At 68.4% G+C, this 15,446-nt stretch carries 14 protein-coding genes; 9 read left to right on the forward strand and 5 right to left on the reverse strand.

The window, feature by feature from the left end; translation table 11 throughout:
• From VK682_RS20455 to VK682_RS20490, 8 genes are all read left to right on the forward strand, one after another.
• A partial coding sequence (locus VK682_RS20455) for an AMP-binding enzyme (protein WP_425262620.1) occupies positions 1-215 on the forward strand: 215 nt, incomplete at its 5' end.
• Between the two features lie 4 nt (positions 216-219).
• Positions 220-903 carry an adenylate kinase gene (locus VK682_RS20460; protein WP_324782468.1) on the forward strand — a complete coding sequence of 228 codons (684 nt, stop codon included), beginning with the start codon at positions 220-222 and terminating at the stop codon, positions 901-903.
• Between the two features lie 48 nt (positions 904-951).
• Complete coding sequence (locus VK682_RS20465) at positions 952-1,239, forward strand: DUF4212 domain-containing protein (protein WP_089852253.1); 288 nt, start codon at positions 952-954, stop codon at positions 1,237-1,239.
• A 6-nt stretch (positions 1,240-1,245) separates the two neighbouring features.
• Positions 1,246-3,027: a sodium:solute symporter family protein gene (locus VK682_RS20470; RefSeq protein WP_324782470.1), complete on the forward strand. Its 1,782-nt coding sequence runs from the start codon at positions 1,246-1,248 to the stop codon at positions 3,025-3,027.
• Positions 3,028-3,134: 107 nt separating this feature from the next.
• The gene (locus VK682_RS20475) at positions 3,135-4,958 is read left to right on the forward strand and encodes a DUF294 nucleotidyltransferase-like domain-containing protein (RefSeq protein WP_324782471.1); all 1,824 of its coding nucleotides are present in this window, start codon (positions 3,135-3,137) and stop codon (positions 4,956-4,958) included.
• Positions 4,959-4,994: 36 nt separating this feature from the next.
• Positions 4,995-5,501 (forward strand): hypothetical protein, encoded by a 507-nt coding sequence (locus VK682_RS20480; RefSeq protein WP_089852259.1) that lies wholly within the window; start codon positions 4,995-4,997, stop codon positions 5,499-5,501.
• Complete coding sequence (locus tag VK682_RS20485; protein ID WP_230797922.1) at positions 5,498-6,904, forward strand: 3'-5' exonuclease; 1,407 nt, start codon at positions 5,498-5,500, stop codon at positions 6,902-6,904. Before VK682_RS20480 ends, VK682_RS20485 begins: the two co-directional genes overlap by 4 nt.
• 179 nt (positions 6,905-7,083) lie before the next feature.
• Complete coding sequence (locus tag VK682_RS20490) at positions 7,084-8,916, forward strand: ABC-F family ATP-binding cassette domain-containing protein (RefSeq protein WP_230797923.1); 1,833 nt, start codon at positions 7,084-7,086, stop codon at positions 8,914-8,916.
• 1 nt (position 8,917) lies between these two features.
• On the opposite strand, the gene VK682_RS20495 is transcribed toward VK682_RS20490, so the two are convergent.
• From VK682_RS20495 to VK682_RS20515, 5 genes are all read right to left on the reverse strand, one after another.
• Complete coding sequence (locus VK682_RS20495; RefSeq protein WP_230797924.1) at positions 8,918-10,006, reverse strand: AbrB family protein; 1,089 nt, start codon at positions 10,004-10,006, stop codon at positions 8,918-8,920.
• 233 nt (positions 10,007-10,239) lie between these two features.
• Positions 10,240-10,803, reverse strand: a complete 564-nt coding sequence (locus VK682_RS20500) for a PqiC family protein (RefSeq protein ID WP_230797925.1) — start codon at positions 10,801-10,803, stop codon at positions 10,240-10,242.
• A gap of 12 nt (positions 10,804-10,815) precedes the next feature.
• Entirely contained in the window at positions 10,816-12,921 is a 2,106-nt protein-coding gene (locus VK682_RS20505; RefSeq protein ID WP_089852267.1) for an MlaD family protein, read from the reverse strand.
• Positions 12,918-13,553, reverse strand: a complete 636-nt coding sequence (locus tag VK682_RS20510; protein WP_230797926.1) for a paraquat-inducible protein A — start codon at positions 13,551-13,553, stop codon at positions 12,918-12,920. Before VK682_RS20510 ends, VK682_RS20505 begins: the two co-directional genes overlap by 4 nt.
• On the reverse strand, positions 13,520-14,161 hold the full coding sequence (locus tag VK682_RS20515) for a paraquat-inducible protein A (RefSeq protein ID WP_230797939.1): 642 nt from the start codon (positions 14,159-14,161) through the stop codon (positions 13,520-13,522). Before VK682_RS20515 ends, VK682_RS20510 begins: the two co-directional genes overlap by 34 nt.
• Positions 14,162-14,386: 225 nt before the next feature.
• Here VK682_RS20515 and VK682_RS20520 point away from each other — a divergent pair, with 225 nt between their 5' ends.
• Positions 14,387-15,424, forward strand: coding sequence for a histone deacetylase family protein (locus tag VK682_RS20520; RefSeq protein WP_230797927.1), 1,038 nt, complete (start codon positions 14,387-14,389; stop codon positions 15,422-15,424).
• Positions 15,425-15,446 lie beyond the last annotated feature (22 nt).

Genomic DNA, 15,446 nt, shown 5'->3' on the forward strand with positions numbered 1-15,446 from the left:
TGCGCGCCTGGGTCCGGACCGAAATCGGCCCCATCGCCTCCCCCGACCTGATCCAGTGGGCGCCCGGCCTGCCCAAGACCCGCTCCGGCAAGATCATGCGCCGCATCCTGCGCAAGATCGCCGAAAACGACTTCGGCGCGCTCGGCGACATCTCCACCCTCGCCGATCCTGCCGTCGTCGATGACCTCATCGAAAACCGCCAGAACAAGGGCTGACCGCATGGATGGACAGACCCTCACCAAGGCACCGGTGTTGATCCTGCTCGGCCCCCCCGGGGCCGGCAAGGGCACGCAGGCGCGGATTCTGGAGCAGAGCTTCGGCCTTGTGCAGCTGTCGACCGGCGATCTGCTGCGCGCTGCCGTGGCCCGGGGCACCCCTGCCGGACAGCAGGCCCGCGCGGTGATGGAGGCGGGCGGGCTCGTCTCCGACGACATCGTCATCGCCATCCTGCGCGACCGCATGACCGAACCGGACTGCGCGCAGGGGGTCATCCTTGACGGCTTCCCGCGCACCACCGTGCAGGCCGAAGCGCTGGACGCGCTTCTGGCCGAAAGCGGCCAGCAGATCGACGCGGCCATCAGCCTTGAGGTGGATGATGCCGCCATGGTTGCGCGCATTTCCGGCCGCTACACCTGCGGGACCTGTGGCGAGGGCTGGCATGACCAGTTCAAGCAGCCGAAGCAGCCCGGCCTCTGCGACATCTGCGGCGGCACCGAGATGAAGCGGCGCGCCGATGACACCGCCGAAACCGTGGCAAGCCGCCTTGCGGCCTATCACGCCCAGACGGCGCCCCTGATCGGCTATTACGACCGGAAAGGCACGCTGAGCCGGGTCGATGCCATGGGCGCCATCGAGGACATCGCGGCCGGGCTGGGCGCCATCGTCGCCCGGGCCGTCGCCTGACCCGTCCCGGGTCGGGGGGAGAGAATTAACAGGAGAGGAGGGACCGCCATGGCGGGTTACACGACACCATCCGCGCAGGCCGCGGATAAATCGGGAGAGGCCTACTGGAAGGCCAATATCCGGATCATTCTGATCAGTCTGGTGATCTGGGCGCTATGCTCTTTCGGCTTCGGGATCATACTGCGCCCGGCCCTGTCGGGCATCGCGGTGGGCGGCACCGATCTGGGCTTCTGGTTCGCCCAGCAGGGCAGCATCCTGGTCTTTCTGGCGCTGATCTTCTTCTACGCGTGGAAGATGAACAAGCTGGATAAAGAATACGGCGTGGACGAGGAGTAAGGCGCCATGGATCAGTTTACCATCAACCTGCTCTTCGTGGGCACCAGCTTTGCCATCTATATCGGCATCGCGATCTGGGCCCGGGCGGGCTCCACCAGCGAATTCTACGCCGCCGGGCGCGGCGTGCACCCCGTCACCAACGGCATGGCCACCGCGGCGGACTGGATGTCGGCGGCTTCGTTCCTGTCCATGGCGGGCCTCATCGCCTTCGTGGGCTATGACAATTCGGCCTATCTGATGGGCTGGACCGGCGGCTACGTGCTGCTGGCGCTGCTGCTGGCGCCCTATCTGCGCAAGTTCGGCAAGTTCACCGTGTCGGAATTCATCGGCGACCGCTTCTACAGCCCCACCGCGCGCATGGTGGCGGTGCTGTGCCTGATCATCGCCTCCATCACCTATGTGATCGGGCAGATGACCGGCGTGGGCGTGGCCTTTGGCCGCTTCCTCGAGGTGGACAGCACCACCGGCCTGCTGATCGGCGCGGTGATCGTGTTCGCCTATGCGGTGTTCGGCGGCATGAAGGGCGTGACCTATACGCAGGTGGCGCAGTATATCGTGCTGATCTTCGCCTATACCATCCCGGCGATCTTCATCTCGCTGCAGCTGACCGGCAACCCGCTGCCGCCGCTTGGTCTTTTCGGCACCGATACCGCCTCGGGCGAGCCGCTGCTGGCCAAGCTCGACCAGATCGTGCGCGATCTGGGCTTCAGCGAATACACCGCCCATAACGGCGACACGCTGAACATGGTGCTGTTCACCCTGTCGCTGATGATCGGCACCGCCGGTCTGCCGCATGTCATCATGCGCTTCTTCACCGTGCCCAAGGTGTCGGATGCCCGCTGGTCGGCAGGCTGGGCGCTGGTCTTCATCGCGCTGCTCTACCTGACCGCCCCCGCCGTGGGCGCCATGGCCCGGCTCAACATCACGCAGCAGTTCTGGCCCGAAGGGGCCGCCGGTCAGGCGGTGACGCTGGAGCAGATCGAAAGCGATCCGGCCTATGACTGGATGGCGACGTGGCAGCAGACCGGCCTTCTGGGCTGGGAAGACAAGAACGGCGACGGCCGCATCCAGTATTACAACGACAAGAGCGCGGCCATGCAGGAGCGGGCCACCGCAGAAGGCTGGTCGGGCAACGAACTGACCAACTTCAACAACGACATCCTCGTGCTCGCCAACCCCGAAATCGCCAACCTGCCGGGCTGGGTCATCGGTCTGGTGGCGGCGGGCGGTCTCGCGGCGGCGCTGTCCACTGCGGCAGGCCTGCTGCTCGCCATCTCCTCGGCGGTCAGCCATGACCTGATCAAGGGCCAGCTGGCGCCGCAGATCTCGGAAAAGGGCGAACTGCTCTGGGCCCGGATCGCGATGGCGGTGTCCATCGTGGTGGCGACATGGCTGGGGCTCAACCCTCCGGGCTTTGCCGCGCAGACCGTGGCACTCGCCTTCGGGCTTGCCGCCGCCTCGATCTTCCCGGCGCTGATGATGGGCATCTTCACCAAGGTGAACAGCAAGGGCGCCGTGGCGGGCATGCTGTCGGGCTTCGTCGTGACGCTGGTCTACATCTTCCTGCACAAGGGCTGGATGTTCATTCCTGACACCAACAGCTTCACCGACGCCGATCCGCTGTTCATCGGCATCAAGTCCACCTCCTTCGGGGCCGTGGGCGCGCTGGTGAACTTCGGCGTGGCCTTCCTCGTCTCCTCCATGACCCGTCCGATCCCGGCGGAGATCGCGGAGCTGGTGGAAAGCGTGCGCGTCCCGCGCGGCGCGGGTGCGGCTCAGGATCACTGACCCCGGATGCGGGCACATCCCGTGCCCACATCCCCCTAGGCTTCTGCCCCGCCCCGCGCTATGCCGGGGCGGGCTTTCTGTTCAAGGGCCCAACACCGGAGCGTCTCATGCCGCAATCCCCCGACGAGCTTCGCCGCTTCCTCGGCTCGGTTCACCCCTATGACACGCTGGACAGCGACGCGCTGGACGTGCTGGTGCCGCAGATTCTGACCCAGCATGTCGCCGCCGGATCAGAGATTTATGCCCATGGCACCCCGCTGGAAGGGCTTTATCTGATCCATAGCGGCACCGTGGAAATCCGCGATGAAAACGGCGTGGCGGTGTCGATCCTTGGCCCGCGCAATTCCTTTGGCGAACGCGGGCTCTTGCGCGACGGCATCGCCGCCACCTCGGCGCGCGCCACCGAAGACAGCAGCCTGCTGCTGCTGCCCGCCTATGCCTTCCGCGACCTCATCCGCGACCATGCCGCAGCGCGGCGTTTCTTTGACCGCTCGCGCGCGGCTCGGGCGCGCAGGCCCGATCTCGCCGCGACGAGGGTCGAGGATCTGATGGCGCGCGATCCCCTGACCGTGCCCCCCGACACCACCGCGCAGGAGGCGGCGGCGCGGATGCGGGCCGCGCGCATCTCCTCGCTCTGCGTGACCGATCAGGACCGTCTGGTGGGGATCCTGACCATCCGCGACATCTCGGGCAAGGTGGTGGCGGCGGCGCAGCCCTATACCACGCCGGTCTCGCGCATCATGACCCCCGATCCGGTGACGCTGCCACCCTCGGCCATCGGGGCGGATGTGCTGCACATGATGCTGGAACGCCGCATCAGCCATGTGCCGGTGACCGAGGGCGGCAGGCTGGTGGGCATCGTCAGCCAGACCGACCTGACCCGGTTTCAGGCGATCAGCTCCGCCGAACTGGTCTCGGCCCTTGCCCGCGCCAAGACGCCCGCGCGCATGGCCGAGATCACCGCGCGCATCCCGCAGCTTCTGGCGCAGATGGTGGGCAGCGGCACCCGGCACGAGGTGGTGACGCGGCAGATCACCGATCTGGCCGACACTGCCACCCGCCGCCTGCTGGCACTGGCCGAGGCGCAGCTGGGCCCTGCCCCCGTGCCCTATCTGTGGCTCGCCTGCGGCAGTCAGGGGCGGCAGGAACAGACCGGAATTTCCGATCAGGACAACTGCCTGATCCTCGACGACCGCGCCACCGAGGACGACCTGCCCTATTTCGAGGCGCTGGCCACCTTCGTCTGCGCCGGGCTGGATCAGGCGGGCTATGTCTACTGCCCCGGCGAGATGATGGCCACCAACCCGCGCTGGCGGCAGCGCGCCGCGGTCTGGCGGCAGTATTTCAGCGGCTGGATCACCCGCCCCTCGCCCGAGGCGCAGATGCTTGCCTCGGTCATGTTCGACCTGCGGCCCATCGGCGGCACCACCGCGCTGTTTCAGACCCTGCAGCAGGAAACGCTGGCGGCGGCCTCGAAAAACTCGATCTTTGTCGCGCATATGATCGCCAATTCGCTGAAGCACACGCCGCCCTTGGGGCTGCTGCGCGGGCTTGCCACGATCCGGTCGGGCGAACACAAGAACACCGTCGATCTGAAACATAACGGCGTGGTGCCGGTGGTGGATCTGGCCCGGGTCTATGCGCTGCAGGCGCAACTGCCCGAGGTCAACACCCGCGCCCGGCTGGAAGCCGCGCGCGCAGCAGGCGTGCTGTCGGTCAGCGGCGGGCAGGATCTGCTGGATGCCTATGACCTGATTGCGGAAACGCGGCTCGATCATCAGGCAGGGCGGGTCCGGCAGGGGGCGAAACCCGACAATTACCTTGCACCCGCCGATCTGTCGGATTTTGAACGCAGTCATCTGCGCGACGCTTTCGTGGTCATAAAGTCGCTGCAATCGGCGCTGGGGCACGGACGCGGCATGCTGGGCTGACCGGCCCGGCCAAGGAAGGACCAAAGGGGGGATGGCATGTTTTTTGAACTGATCGCGGTGCTGGTGGCGGGTGCGGGCGGCGCGGGGCTGCTTTTGCTGGTCAGCAGGCTGAGCGGGGGGCGGCTGCCGCGCTGGCTGATCCCGGTGGGCGCCGGGGCCGCGATGATCGCCACCTCGGTCTCTGCGGAATATTCGTGGTTTCCGCGCAGCCGCGACACGCTGCCGGACCGCTTCGCCGTGGCCGAGGTGCACCAGTCCCGCGCGCTGTGGCGGCCATGGACGCATGTGGTGCCCATGGTGGACCGGTTCATCGCGGTGGATGGCGGCAACCTGCGCGCCAACGAGCAGACCGAGGGGCTGTATCTGGCCGATCTTTACTTCTTCGCGCGCTGGCAGCCGGTGCGCGTGGTGCAGATGATGGTGGACTGCCCCGGCGGGCGCCGCGCCGATCCCATGGGCGGCGATGGCGGCGCGCCGGTCTGGCGCGAGGTGGGGGCGCAGGATCCGGTCCTGCGGACGGTCTGCGAGGAGGCTGGCGCATGACCCGGCTGTCGCTGCGCCTGCGGGTGTTCCTGTTCTTCGCGGCCCTCGCCCTTGGCGGCAGCGCGCTGATCGGGGCCGCGCTGTGGCTGGGGCTGGCGCGGGCGCAGGCAAGCACGCCGGAAAACGGCTTTGCCTTTGCGGGCATCGTGGCGGTGCTGGGGCTGCTGGCGCTCTGTGCCGGGATCTGGCTGCTTTTCGACGAAAACGTCGCACGTCCCATCGAACGGATCGCGGCGGAAATGCGCGCCCGCGCCCATGCCGGGGTCGACCGCCGGGTGGACACCCATGCCGCGCGCTATCTGGGCGATCTTGCCCCCGCCGCCGAGGCGGTCAGCGCGCAGCTTGGCGCCAGCACCCTTGCCACGGCGCAGCGGGTCGCTGTGGAAACCGAACGGCTCGCCGCCGAAACGGCGCGGCTGACCGCGCTGCTGACCGAGATTCCGGTGGCCATGATGATGGTCGGCCCCGGCGGGCAGATCGTGCTGTATGACGGGCAGGCCGCCGAGGTGCTGGCGCAGATCCATGTGCCCCGGCTCAACGCGCCGCTGTCGGATTATTTTGACCCCGAAGCGGTGGCGCAGGCGGTCCGCCGCATGCATCGCAGCGGGCGCGAGGTGGCGCTGGTGCTGGCCTCGGTCGACGGACGGCAGAGCTATGCCGCGCGGATGCGGCCCCTCGACGGCGGCGGCTACCTCTTGACCGTGGACGGGGCGGAGGCGCAGATCGCGCCCGAAGCCGAACGCCCGCTGGTCTATGATTTCGACCTGCTGACCGCCCCCGCCCCCGCCGCGCTGGAGGACACCCCGCTGTCGCGGCTGGTGCATGTGGTCTTTGACACCGAAACCACCGGGCTTCTGCCGCACAAGGACGAGGTGGTGCAGATCGCCGCCGTGCGCGTGGTCAATGGCCGCATCGTCCCCGGCGAGGTGCTGGATCTGCTGGTCGATCCGGGGATGCCCATTCCGCCCGCCGCAACCCGCGTGCACCGCGTCACCGATGCCATGGTGCGCGGCAGGCCCGACATCGCCGAGGCCGGGCGCCGGTTTCACGGCTTTGCCCGGGGCGCGGTCATCGTCGCCCATAACGCGCCGTTCGACATGGCCTTCCTGCGCCGCCATCAGGCGCGCATGCGGGTGGTCTGGGACAATCCGATCCTCGACACCGTGCTGCTGTCGGCGGTGCTGTTCGGCGCGGGCCAGCCGCATACGCTCGACGCGCTCTGCGACCGGCTGGGGGTCACTCTCCCGCCCGCGCTGCGCCACACCGCCCTTGGCGATGCCCGCGCCACGGCGGAAGTGCTGGTGCGCATGCTGCCCATGCTGGAGGCGCGCGGCATCACCACCTTCGGACAGGTGCTGGAGGAAACCCGCCGCCATGGCCGGATTCTGGCCGACCAGAACTGAGGGGGCGGGATGAAGGGGGCTCTACCCCCGTCCGCCACAGGCGGACAGAAAGGAAGATGGGGGCTCTGCTCCCGTCCGCCACAGGCGGACAAAAAGGAAGATGGGGGCTCTGGAAGCGCAGGGGCGGGGGCTGCCTGCAGAGGCTTGACCTTTTCGCGGCGCGGCCCTAGCGCAGGGCCATGGCACAGGCACCGCTTCTTCAGCTTTCCGACATCTCGCTGACCTTCGGGGGCGAGCCGGTCTTTTCAGGCCTTTCCCTCAACGTCCAGCCCGGCGACCGTGTGGCGCTGGTCGGGCGCAACGGGTCAGGCAAATCCACGCTCATGAAGGTCATGGCAGGCCTTGTGGAGGCCGATACCGGCAGCCGCGTCGTGCCGCCGGGGATCAGCGTGGGCTATATGGAGCAGGATCCCGATCTTGCGGGCTTCGAGACGCTGGGCGAGTTCGCCGCAGCCGGGCTTGGCCCTGCGGAGATGTATCTGGTGGAGCGCGCGGGCGAAGGACTGGGCTTTGACCCCGACCGGCCCGTGGCCACCGCCTCGGGCGGGGAACGGCGGCGCGCGGCACTGGCCCGGCTCATGGCGCAGGATCCGGACGTGCTGCTGCTGGACGAGCCCACCAACCATCTTGACATCACCGCCATCGGCTGGCTGGAGCAGGAGCTGCGCAGCACCCGCAAGGCCTTTGTGCTGATCTCGCATGACCGGCGCTTTCTGGAAGTGCTGACGCGGGCCACGCTCTGGATCGACCGGGGCGCGGTGCGGCGGCAGGAAGAGGGCTTTGCCGGGTTCGAGGCGTGGCGTGACAAGCTCTGGGCCGACGAAGACGACGCGCGTCACAAGCTTGACCGCAAGATCAAGGCCGAGGCCCGCTGGGCCGTGGAAGGGATTTCGGCCCGGCGCACCCGCAATCAGGGCCGTCTGCGCGCGCTGAAGGATCTGCGCGCCGAACGCGCGGGCCAGATCCGCCGTCAGGGCGTGGCGGCGATGGATCTGGCGGCGGGGCCGTCTTCGGGCAAGAAGGTGATCGAGGCCACAGGGCTGACCAAGGTCTTTGGCGAGAAGCCCATCGTCACCGATTTTTCGCTGACGGTGATGCGCGGCGACCGCATCGCCTTTGTCGGGCCGAACGGCGTGGGCAAGACCACGCTGATCCGCATGCTGATGGGCGAGGAGGCCCCCGATGCGGGCCATGTCCGGCTGGGCACCAATCTGGTCCCTGCCCTTTTCGACCAGACCCGCGCCAAGCTCGACCCCGAGATGACGCTGTGGGAAAGCCTGACCGGGGATCCGGACATGCGGGTGTCGGGCAAGGCCGATCAGGTGCTGGTGCGCGGCGTGCCCAAGCATGTGGTGGGCTATCTGAAGGAATTCCTGTTCGACGAGCGGCAGGCGCGGGCTCCGGTCAAGGCGCTGTCGGGGGGCGAGAAGGCGCGGCTGCTGCTGGCGCGGATCATGGCGCGCGAAAGCAACCTGCTGGTGCTCGACGAACCGACCAACGATCTGGATGTGGAAACGCTGGATCTGCTGCAGGATCTGCTGGGCGAGTATGACGGCACCGTGCTGCTGATCAGCCACGACCGGGATTTTCTGGACCGCGTCGCCTCCACCACCGTGGCCATGGAGGGCGAGGGCCGCGCCGTGGTCTATGCCGGGGGCTGGAGCGACTATCAGGCCCAGAAGGCCGAGGGCATGGCGGAAGAGGACGCGCCCAAGGGCAAGTCCGGATCGCGGCAGGCGCGGGGCTCTGCCCCGGCGGCCAAGCCGAAAGCCGCCGCCAAGGGGCTGAGCTTCAAGGACAAGCACCGGCTGGAGGAACTGCCCCGGCTGATCGACCGGCTGGGCGCCGAGATCGGCAAGCTTGAAGAGCTGATGTCCGATCCGCAGCTTTTCACCCGCGAGCCGGTGAAGTTCCGCAAGGCCACCGAGGCGCTGACCGAGCGCCAGCAGAAGCTGGCGGCGGCGGAAGAGGAGTGGCTCGATCTGGCCGCGCGCGCCGAGGAGCAGGGCTGAGTTACTCCGCCGGTTCCTCGGCCAGCGGCAGCCGCCGTTCGGCCAGCACCATGAAGCCCACGGTCAGCAGGATGCGCACCACGTGGTGCAGGCTGACCAGCGCCGGATTGGCGGCGAGGCTGAGCGCGATGATCGACATTTCGGTGACGCCGCCGGGGGCATAGGCGATCATCAGATGCAGGAAGGGGATGCCGGTCAGCGCGGTGAGCCCCAGCGCGAAGGCGCCGCCAAGCGCCAGCATGAACAGCACCGAGACGGCGCTGAGCGCCAGCGAGCGGCGCAGCATTGCCGGGGTCATGCCGTTGAAACGGATGCCCAGCGAGGCGCCCACCACCACCTGCGCCGTGGCGATCAGCCAGTAGGGCAGATGCAGATCCACCCCGCCGCCCAGCGTCAGCCCCGCCGACAGCAGCAGCGGGCCGGTGATCTGTCCGGCAGGCAGGCGGATGTAATGGGCGATGACCAGCCCCGCCACCGCCACCGCCGCGATCGGCCAGAGCGCCGCAAGCGGCACGGGTGCCGTGTCGATGACCGAAGGCCCGGCGGCGCTGCCCACCGGATGCCCGACCCAGAGCGACAGCGCGGCGGGCAGGAAGGTGATGACAAGGATGATGCGCAGGAACTGCTGCGCGGTCAGCAGGCGCAGGTCGGCCCCGGCCTTTTCCCCCAGCACGAGGCTTTCCATCAGCCCGCCGGGCGTGCCCGCGTAAAAGGCGGTGGCGCGGCCATAGCCGCCGAGATGGCGGAAGATCAGGAAATTGCCCGCATGGGCCAGCAGCACGAAGCCCACCAGCGCGCCCAAGGTCAGCGGCAGATCGGGGGCCAGCGCCAGAATCTCGGGCGTGACCTGCGTGCCGATCATCACCCCGATCAGCCCGATGAAGAAGGTGCGGAAGCGCAGCGGATAGGCATAGCCCGCCAGCGCCGAGTTCTGGAACAGCAGCACCGCCAGCCCGGAGGTGAAGAGGCTGCCCAGCATGTAGGGCATCGGCAGATGCGCCAGCTGCGCGAGCCAGCCGCCAACCCCGCCCGCAGCCAGCAGGGCTGCGGTGGTGGCGATCAGGCGCGGCGGCGGGAGAGACAGGACCATGGCGGGACATAAAGCCCAAGCGGCGGCCAAGTGCAACGGCAGGGTGAGGGACGCATCGGCCCCAAGCGGAAAGGGCGGCTGTGCGGCCCCTGCCCGCGCGGGGCGCCGGGAGGTGGGGGAGCCGGGGGCGCTGCCCCCGTCCCCCTGCGGGGGACTCCCCCGGGATATTTGTGCCAAGAAGAAGCCTGCCGCGGGCCGGAGGGCCCCGGGCCGCGGCGGCTGTGCCCCCTGCCCTAGCGCGCGAGATCCGCAGCGATGGTGTCGGCGAGCTGCGAGACGGCGGTGCCGGTGGCCGCCGCGATGCCTGCGGGGGAGGCCGCGCGCAGCGGCACCGTGATCGCGAAGCGCTGCACCCGTTCGCGGATCACCCGGTCGAAGGAGGAAAGCGCATATTGCCCGCCCAGTTCGAAGGTGCCGTTTGCGCGCGCCACCATTTCCGACACGCGCACATGCACCGCCGCCTGTGCGGGTTCTTCCAGCGGCCATGGTTCGGAAGCGACGGTGGCCCCGGTGATCCGGCCCAGCCGGTCGGCCAGCGCCAGCGACACGGCGCGGCGCGGATCATCGGCCCAGAGCGCGTTTTCGGCGGGGGTCAGCGCGCCATCGGCGCCTTCGATGAGGATTTCCGAAGCCTCGGCATAGGTCGGCAGCGACACGTCGCGCACCTCCAGCGTGCCGACCGCGATGCGCCGGGTCTGCTCCACCGGCGCGGGCTCGATGCGGAAGCGCTGTTCGGGGCTGGCGCAGGCCGCAGCCAGCAGCAGCGGCACCATGAAGGTCAGGGTCTTGGGGAACATGGGTGTCTCCTCTCAGCGTCCGAACAGAAGCGAGTTGGGGTTGCGTTCGATCTGGCGGGCAAGGCGGGTCAGCGCCTCGGCGGCGCTGCGCACCTCGCGCAGGGCGGCCACGGTTTCCCGGTTGAAGCTGGAATTGGCGCTGTAGCCGGTGATGACCGTTTCGGTCTCGCCTAGCAGCTGTTCGATCCGGGCCGACAGCTGCGGCAGGGTCACCGCCGCCTCTTCGACCGCGGCTGCGGCATCGCGGGCCGAGGCCAGCGTGGCATTGGCGTTTTCCACCACGCCGCCTGCGCGCAGCTCCTCCAGCGCCTGTCGCGCTTCGTCCAGCAGGGCGGAGACATCGGCGGGCAGCGCCCGGGTGCTGGGCTGGTCGACCAGACGGTTGGCGCCGTCAAGGAAGCTGCCTGCCGAGGCCACGAAGCCTTCGAGATCCAGCGTGTTGGCCTTCTGGGTCAGCGCGCGCAGTTCTTCGATCAGGGCGGGCACGCCTTCGGTCACGCCCTCGAATTCGGTGGTCACCCCCGCCACGTCATCGGCGGCTTCCTCTGCCGCCTCCAGCGCCGCGACCAGCTGGCCCACCGCATCGGCGGCGCGCAGGTCTTCGACCACGCCGCGCAGTTCGGCGACGGTGGCGCGCAGCTCCTCTGGCAGGGCCTGCGCCGCCTCGCCGCCGATCAGGCCGCGCGCGTCATTGACCAGCCCCACCAGCGCGTCGGGGGCGGTGCGCAGCCCGTCGCTGTCGGCAAGGTTTTCGACCGCCGCAAGGGTGTCGATGGCCTGATCCAGCAGTTCCTCGACCGGCAGGTCGTTGATGCGCTGGAACAGCCCTTCGGCGGTGGCCGTCACATCGGGCAGATCCGACGGCACCGAGGGCAGCAGCGGCGCGTCCTGCGCGAAGATGCCGAAGGTGGCGGGTTCGGCATCGGGGATTTCCACCAGTTCCACCACCAGCGACTGGTTGAAGAGGCTCTGCGCCGCAAGCCGCGCGCGCAGGCCATCCTGCACCGCTTCGGAGAGGAAGGCGATGGTGTCGGCCTGCGGCGATTCCTCGTCAAGCCCCAGCGCGCGGGGATCGATGGACAGGGTGGCGCGCAGCCGCACCTCCTGCCCGTCGGCGGTGTCTTCGATGAAGGCGCCCAGATCGGTCACGCGGCCCACGCGCAGGCCCTGAAAGGTGACGGAGGATCCCACCTCCAGCCCGCGCACGCTTTCGTCGAATTCGGTGGTCAGCTCCACCGCATTGGCGATGGTTTCCGAAAACAGGCTGTCGCGGGCGGCTTCCTCGTTCTCGTAAAGATCAAAGGCATAGCCCTGCTGCACCGGCTGGCCGCCCGACACCACCGTGTCGAAGGCAAGCCCGCCCCGGATCAGCGAGGCGATGGAATTGACCGACAGATCCAGCCCGCCGGGGCCAAAATTGACTGAGAAGCCGGAGATGTTCCAGAACCGCGTGGCGGTGGTGATGCGCCGGTCATAGGGCGCCTGAATGAAGGCGTCGACGATCACGCCATTGCCCCGCTCCAGCAGGCGCGGCGTTTCGATCTGCCCCACCTCGATGCCCTGCAGGAAGATCGGCGCCCCGGCGCTGAACTGCGTGCCCTCGTCGGCGCGGATGGTGATGCGGGTGCCGTCCATGCCGGGCCGCACCAGCGGGGTTTCGTCCAGCCCACGGAAATTCTGCGCGCTGCCGCCCTGTTCGGGGCGGAACGCCGCCTCGATATAGACGCCGGACAGCACGGTCGACAGGCCGGTGATGCCGGAGGTCGACACTTCGGGGCGCACGACCCAGAACTGCGCATTCTCGGGCAGGGATTCCGCCACATTGGCATCCACCCGCGCCCCGATCACCACCGTGGCCAGATCCTCGGCAAAGGTCACATCCTCGACCATGCCGACGATCACGTCCCGGAACCGGATGGTGGTTTCCTCGGGGGTGACGCCTGCGGCATTTTCGAAGGTGATCTCGATCCGGGTGCCACGCTCGGCCCAGGTCTGCCAGGCGATGCCCAGCGTCACCAGCAGCGCGGCCAGCGGCACCAGCCAGACCAGCGACAGGTTGCGCCAGATCGACCGGCGCGGGCCGCTTACCTCCGGCGTGGCCGGTCTTGGATCAGTCATGCGTCTTCTTCCTCACTCGCGTCCCAGATCAGCCGCGAGTCAAAGCTCAGGGCCGACAGCATGGTAAAGGCCACCGACAGGGCGAAGCTGACCGCCGCGATGCCGGGATTGATGGTGGCGGCAAAATCCAGCCGCACCAGAGATGACAGGATCGCCACGACAAACACGTCGATCATCGACCAGCGGCCGATAAATTCCACCACTTCATAAAGATGCTGGCGTTTGCCGGGCGACAGACGCAGGCGATGCGTGACGCTGAGCGCCAGATAGGCGATGGCGATGAATTTCGCGACGGGAATGACGATGGAGGCGACAAAGACGATGATCGCGATGCCGATGCTGCCGTGATGGATCAGATCCACCACGCCGCCCAGAATGGTGCTGTCGGTGGTCTTGCCCAGCATAGAGGTGCGCAGCATCGGATAGACATTGGCAGGCACATAGACGACGAGCCCCGCGATCATCCAGCCCCAGACCCGCTGCAGCGAGGTATGGTCCCGGCTTTCCAGCACCGATCCGCAGCGCGCGCAGCGCTCCGGTCCGGGCAGATGCACCTTGCCGCATTGCGCGCAGCCCAGAACCCCGGCGCGGCGCGCCGTCAGGACCGGCGGCGCGCTTCCAGCGTTTTCCATACACTCACCCTGCACATAAAATTGTCCTTGAGGACGGTCACCAGCACCAGCGCCACAAAGGCCCAGAACGCGGGCCCGATCGACAGATGCGCAAGCCCCGCCACCTTGACCAGCGCCACCGCCACGCCGACGATGAACACCTCGGCCATGGCCCATGGCCGCAGCGCCTCGGCCACGCGGAAGGCCGGGCGGGCATAACGCGCGGGCGCCCAGCCGATGGCCATGGGACCCAGCACATAGACCAGCAGCACGAAACGCAGCACCGGCAGCACCACGATCAGCGCCGCCATGGCCAGCGTCAGCGGCGCGGTCATGCCGCTGGAAAAGGCCAGCACCGTGTCCAAGAGCGAACTGCGCTGCATCAGCCCCGCCGCACTCAGCTCCAGAAACGGAAAGAAGATCGCCGCCACCATCAGGATCAGCGCCGCCAGCGCCAGCATGATGATCCGCGTCATCGCCGAGCGGCGCGGTGCCTCCAAAAGGCCGTGACAGCGCACGCAGCGCGCCACCTCGCCATTGTTCAGATCCTGCTCCTCATGCAGCGCGTCGCAGGACGGACAGGCGATCAGGCGCGCGACCTCCTCCGCCGTGAAGGCGGGGGCGGGCATCACCTGCGGGCTTGCGGCCTCTGACGGCGCGGCAAGGGAGCTGGGAACAGCATGGTTCATGCCGCCTATCTAGGGCCCGGTCCAAGTCAAGGAAAGGGTGCCCGCAGATGCGGCGCCGGACTGTGTCCCTGCGCCCTCAGCTGTGGCGGCAGACCGCCCAAGGTCGACAAGGCCCCACGGGCGGGCTATGCCTTCGGGACATTTCTTGCCGGAGGTCTTTCCCCTATGCGATGCTTCTACGCGCCCGAAACCCGCGCGCATGACCCGCAGTTCCGCCTGACCCATGGCCGCGTCGTGACCAATGCCGAACGGGCTGAACGCGCCACGCTGCTGCAGGAGGGGCTGGGCCGTCTGGGCCTGACCACCGAAACCCCGCCCGAGGCGCCGCGTGCCGCGCTTGAAGCCGTGCACACCGCCCGCTTTCTCGACTTTCTGGAAACCGGCTGGCAGGCGTGGCAGAAGCTGCCCAATGCCGGGCCCGAAGTGGTGCCGAACGCCTTTCCGCGCGTCCCCTATGCCAGCTATCCCGAGGCGGTGACCGCCCGCGCGGGCTGGCACATGTCCGACACGTCGGCCCCCATCGGCCCCGAAAGCTGGACCGCCACCCGCCGCGCCGCCGACTGCGGCGTGGCCGCCGCCCGCGCCGTGGCGGAGGGCGCGCCCGCCGCCTATGCGCTCTGCCGTCCGCCGGGCCATCACACCACCGCCGACGCGGCGGGCGGGCACTGCCTGCTCAATGTCTCGGCCATCGCCGCCGCCGAACTGCGCCAGCATCACGACCGCATCGCCATTCTGGACATCGACGTGCATCACGGCAACGGCACGCAGGACATCTTCTATGACCGCGCCGACGTGCTGACCGTGTCCATGCATGCGGAAACCCATGACTATTACCCGTTCTTCACCGGCTATGCCCATGAAACGGGCACAGGCGCCGGGACGGGATACAATCTGAACCTGCCGCTGCCGCGCAGCACCCGCGATGCGGGCTGGCTTCAGGCGCTCGACAGGGCGCTGGAACGCATCTCCGACTATGCTCCGGAGGCGCTTGTGCTCAGCCTCGGGCTCGACGCCCATGAAAACGACCCCCTTGACGGCATGAAGGTCTCCTTCGATGGTTTTGCCGAAGCGGGGCGCCGGATCGCCGCGGCGGGGTATCCCGTCGTGATCGTGCAGGAAGGCGGCTATCTGTCGCCGGACCTTTCCACCTCGCTGGCCTCCTTTCTCGGGGGCTTTCTCGGCAAGGACACAGGCGCGGCGTGATCCCGCGGCCAACCCATTCGGA

The organism is Salipiger marinus, assembly GCF_035481585.1.
Lineage (GTDB): Bacteria > Pseudomonadota > Alphaproteobacteria > Rhodobacterales > Rhodobacteraceae > Salipiger > Salipiger marinus.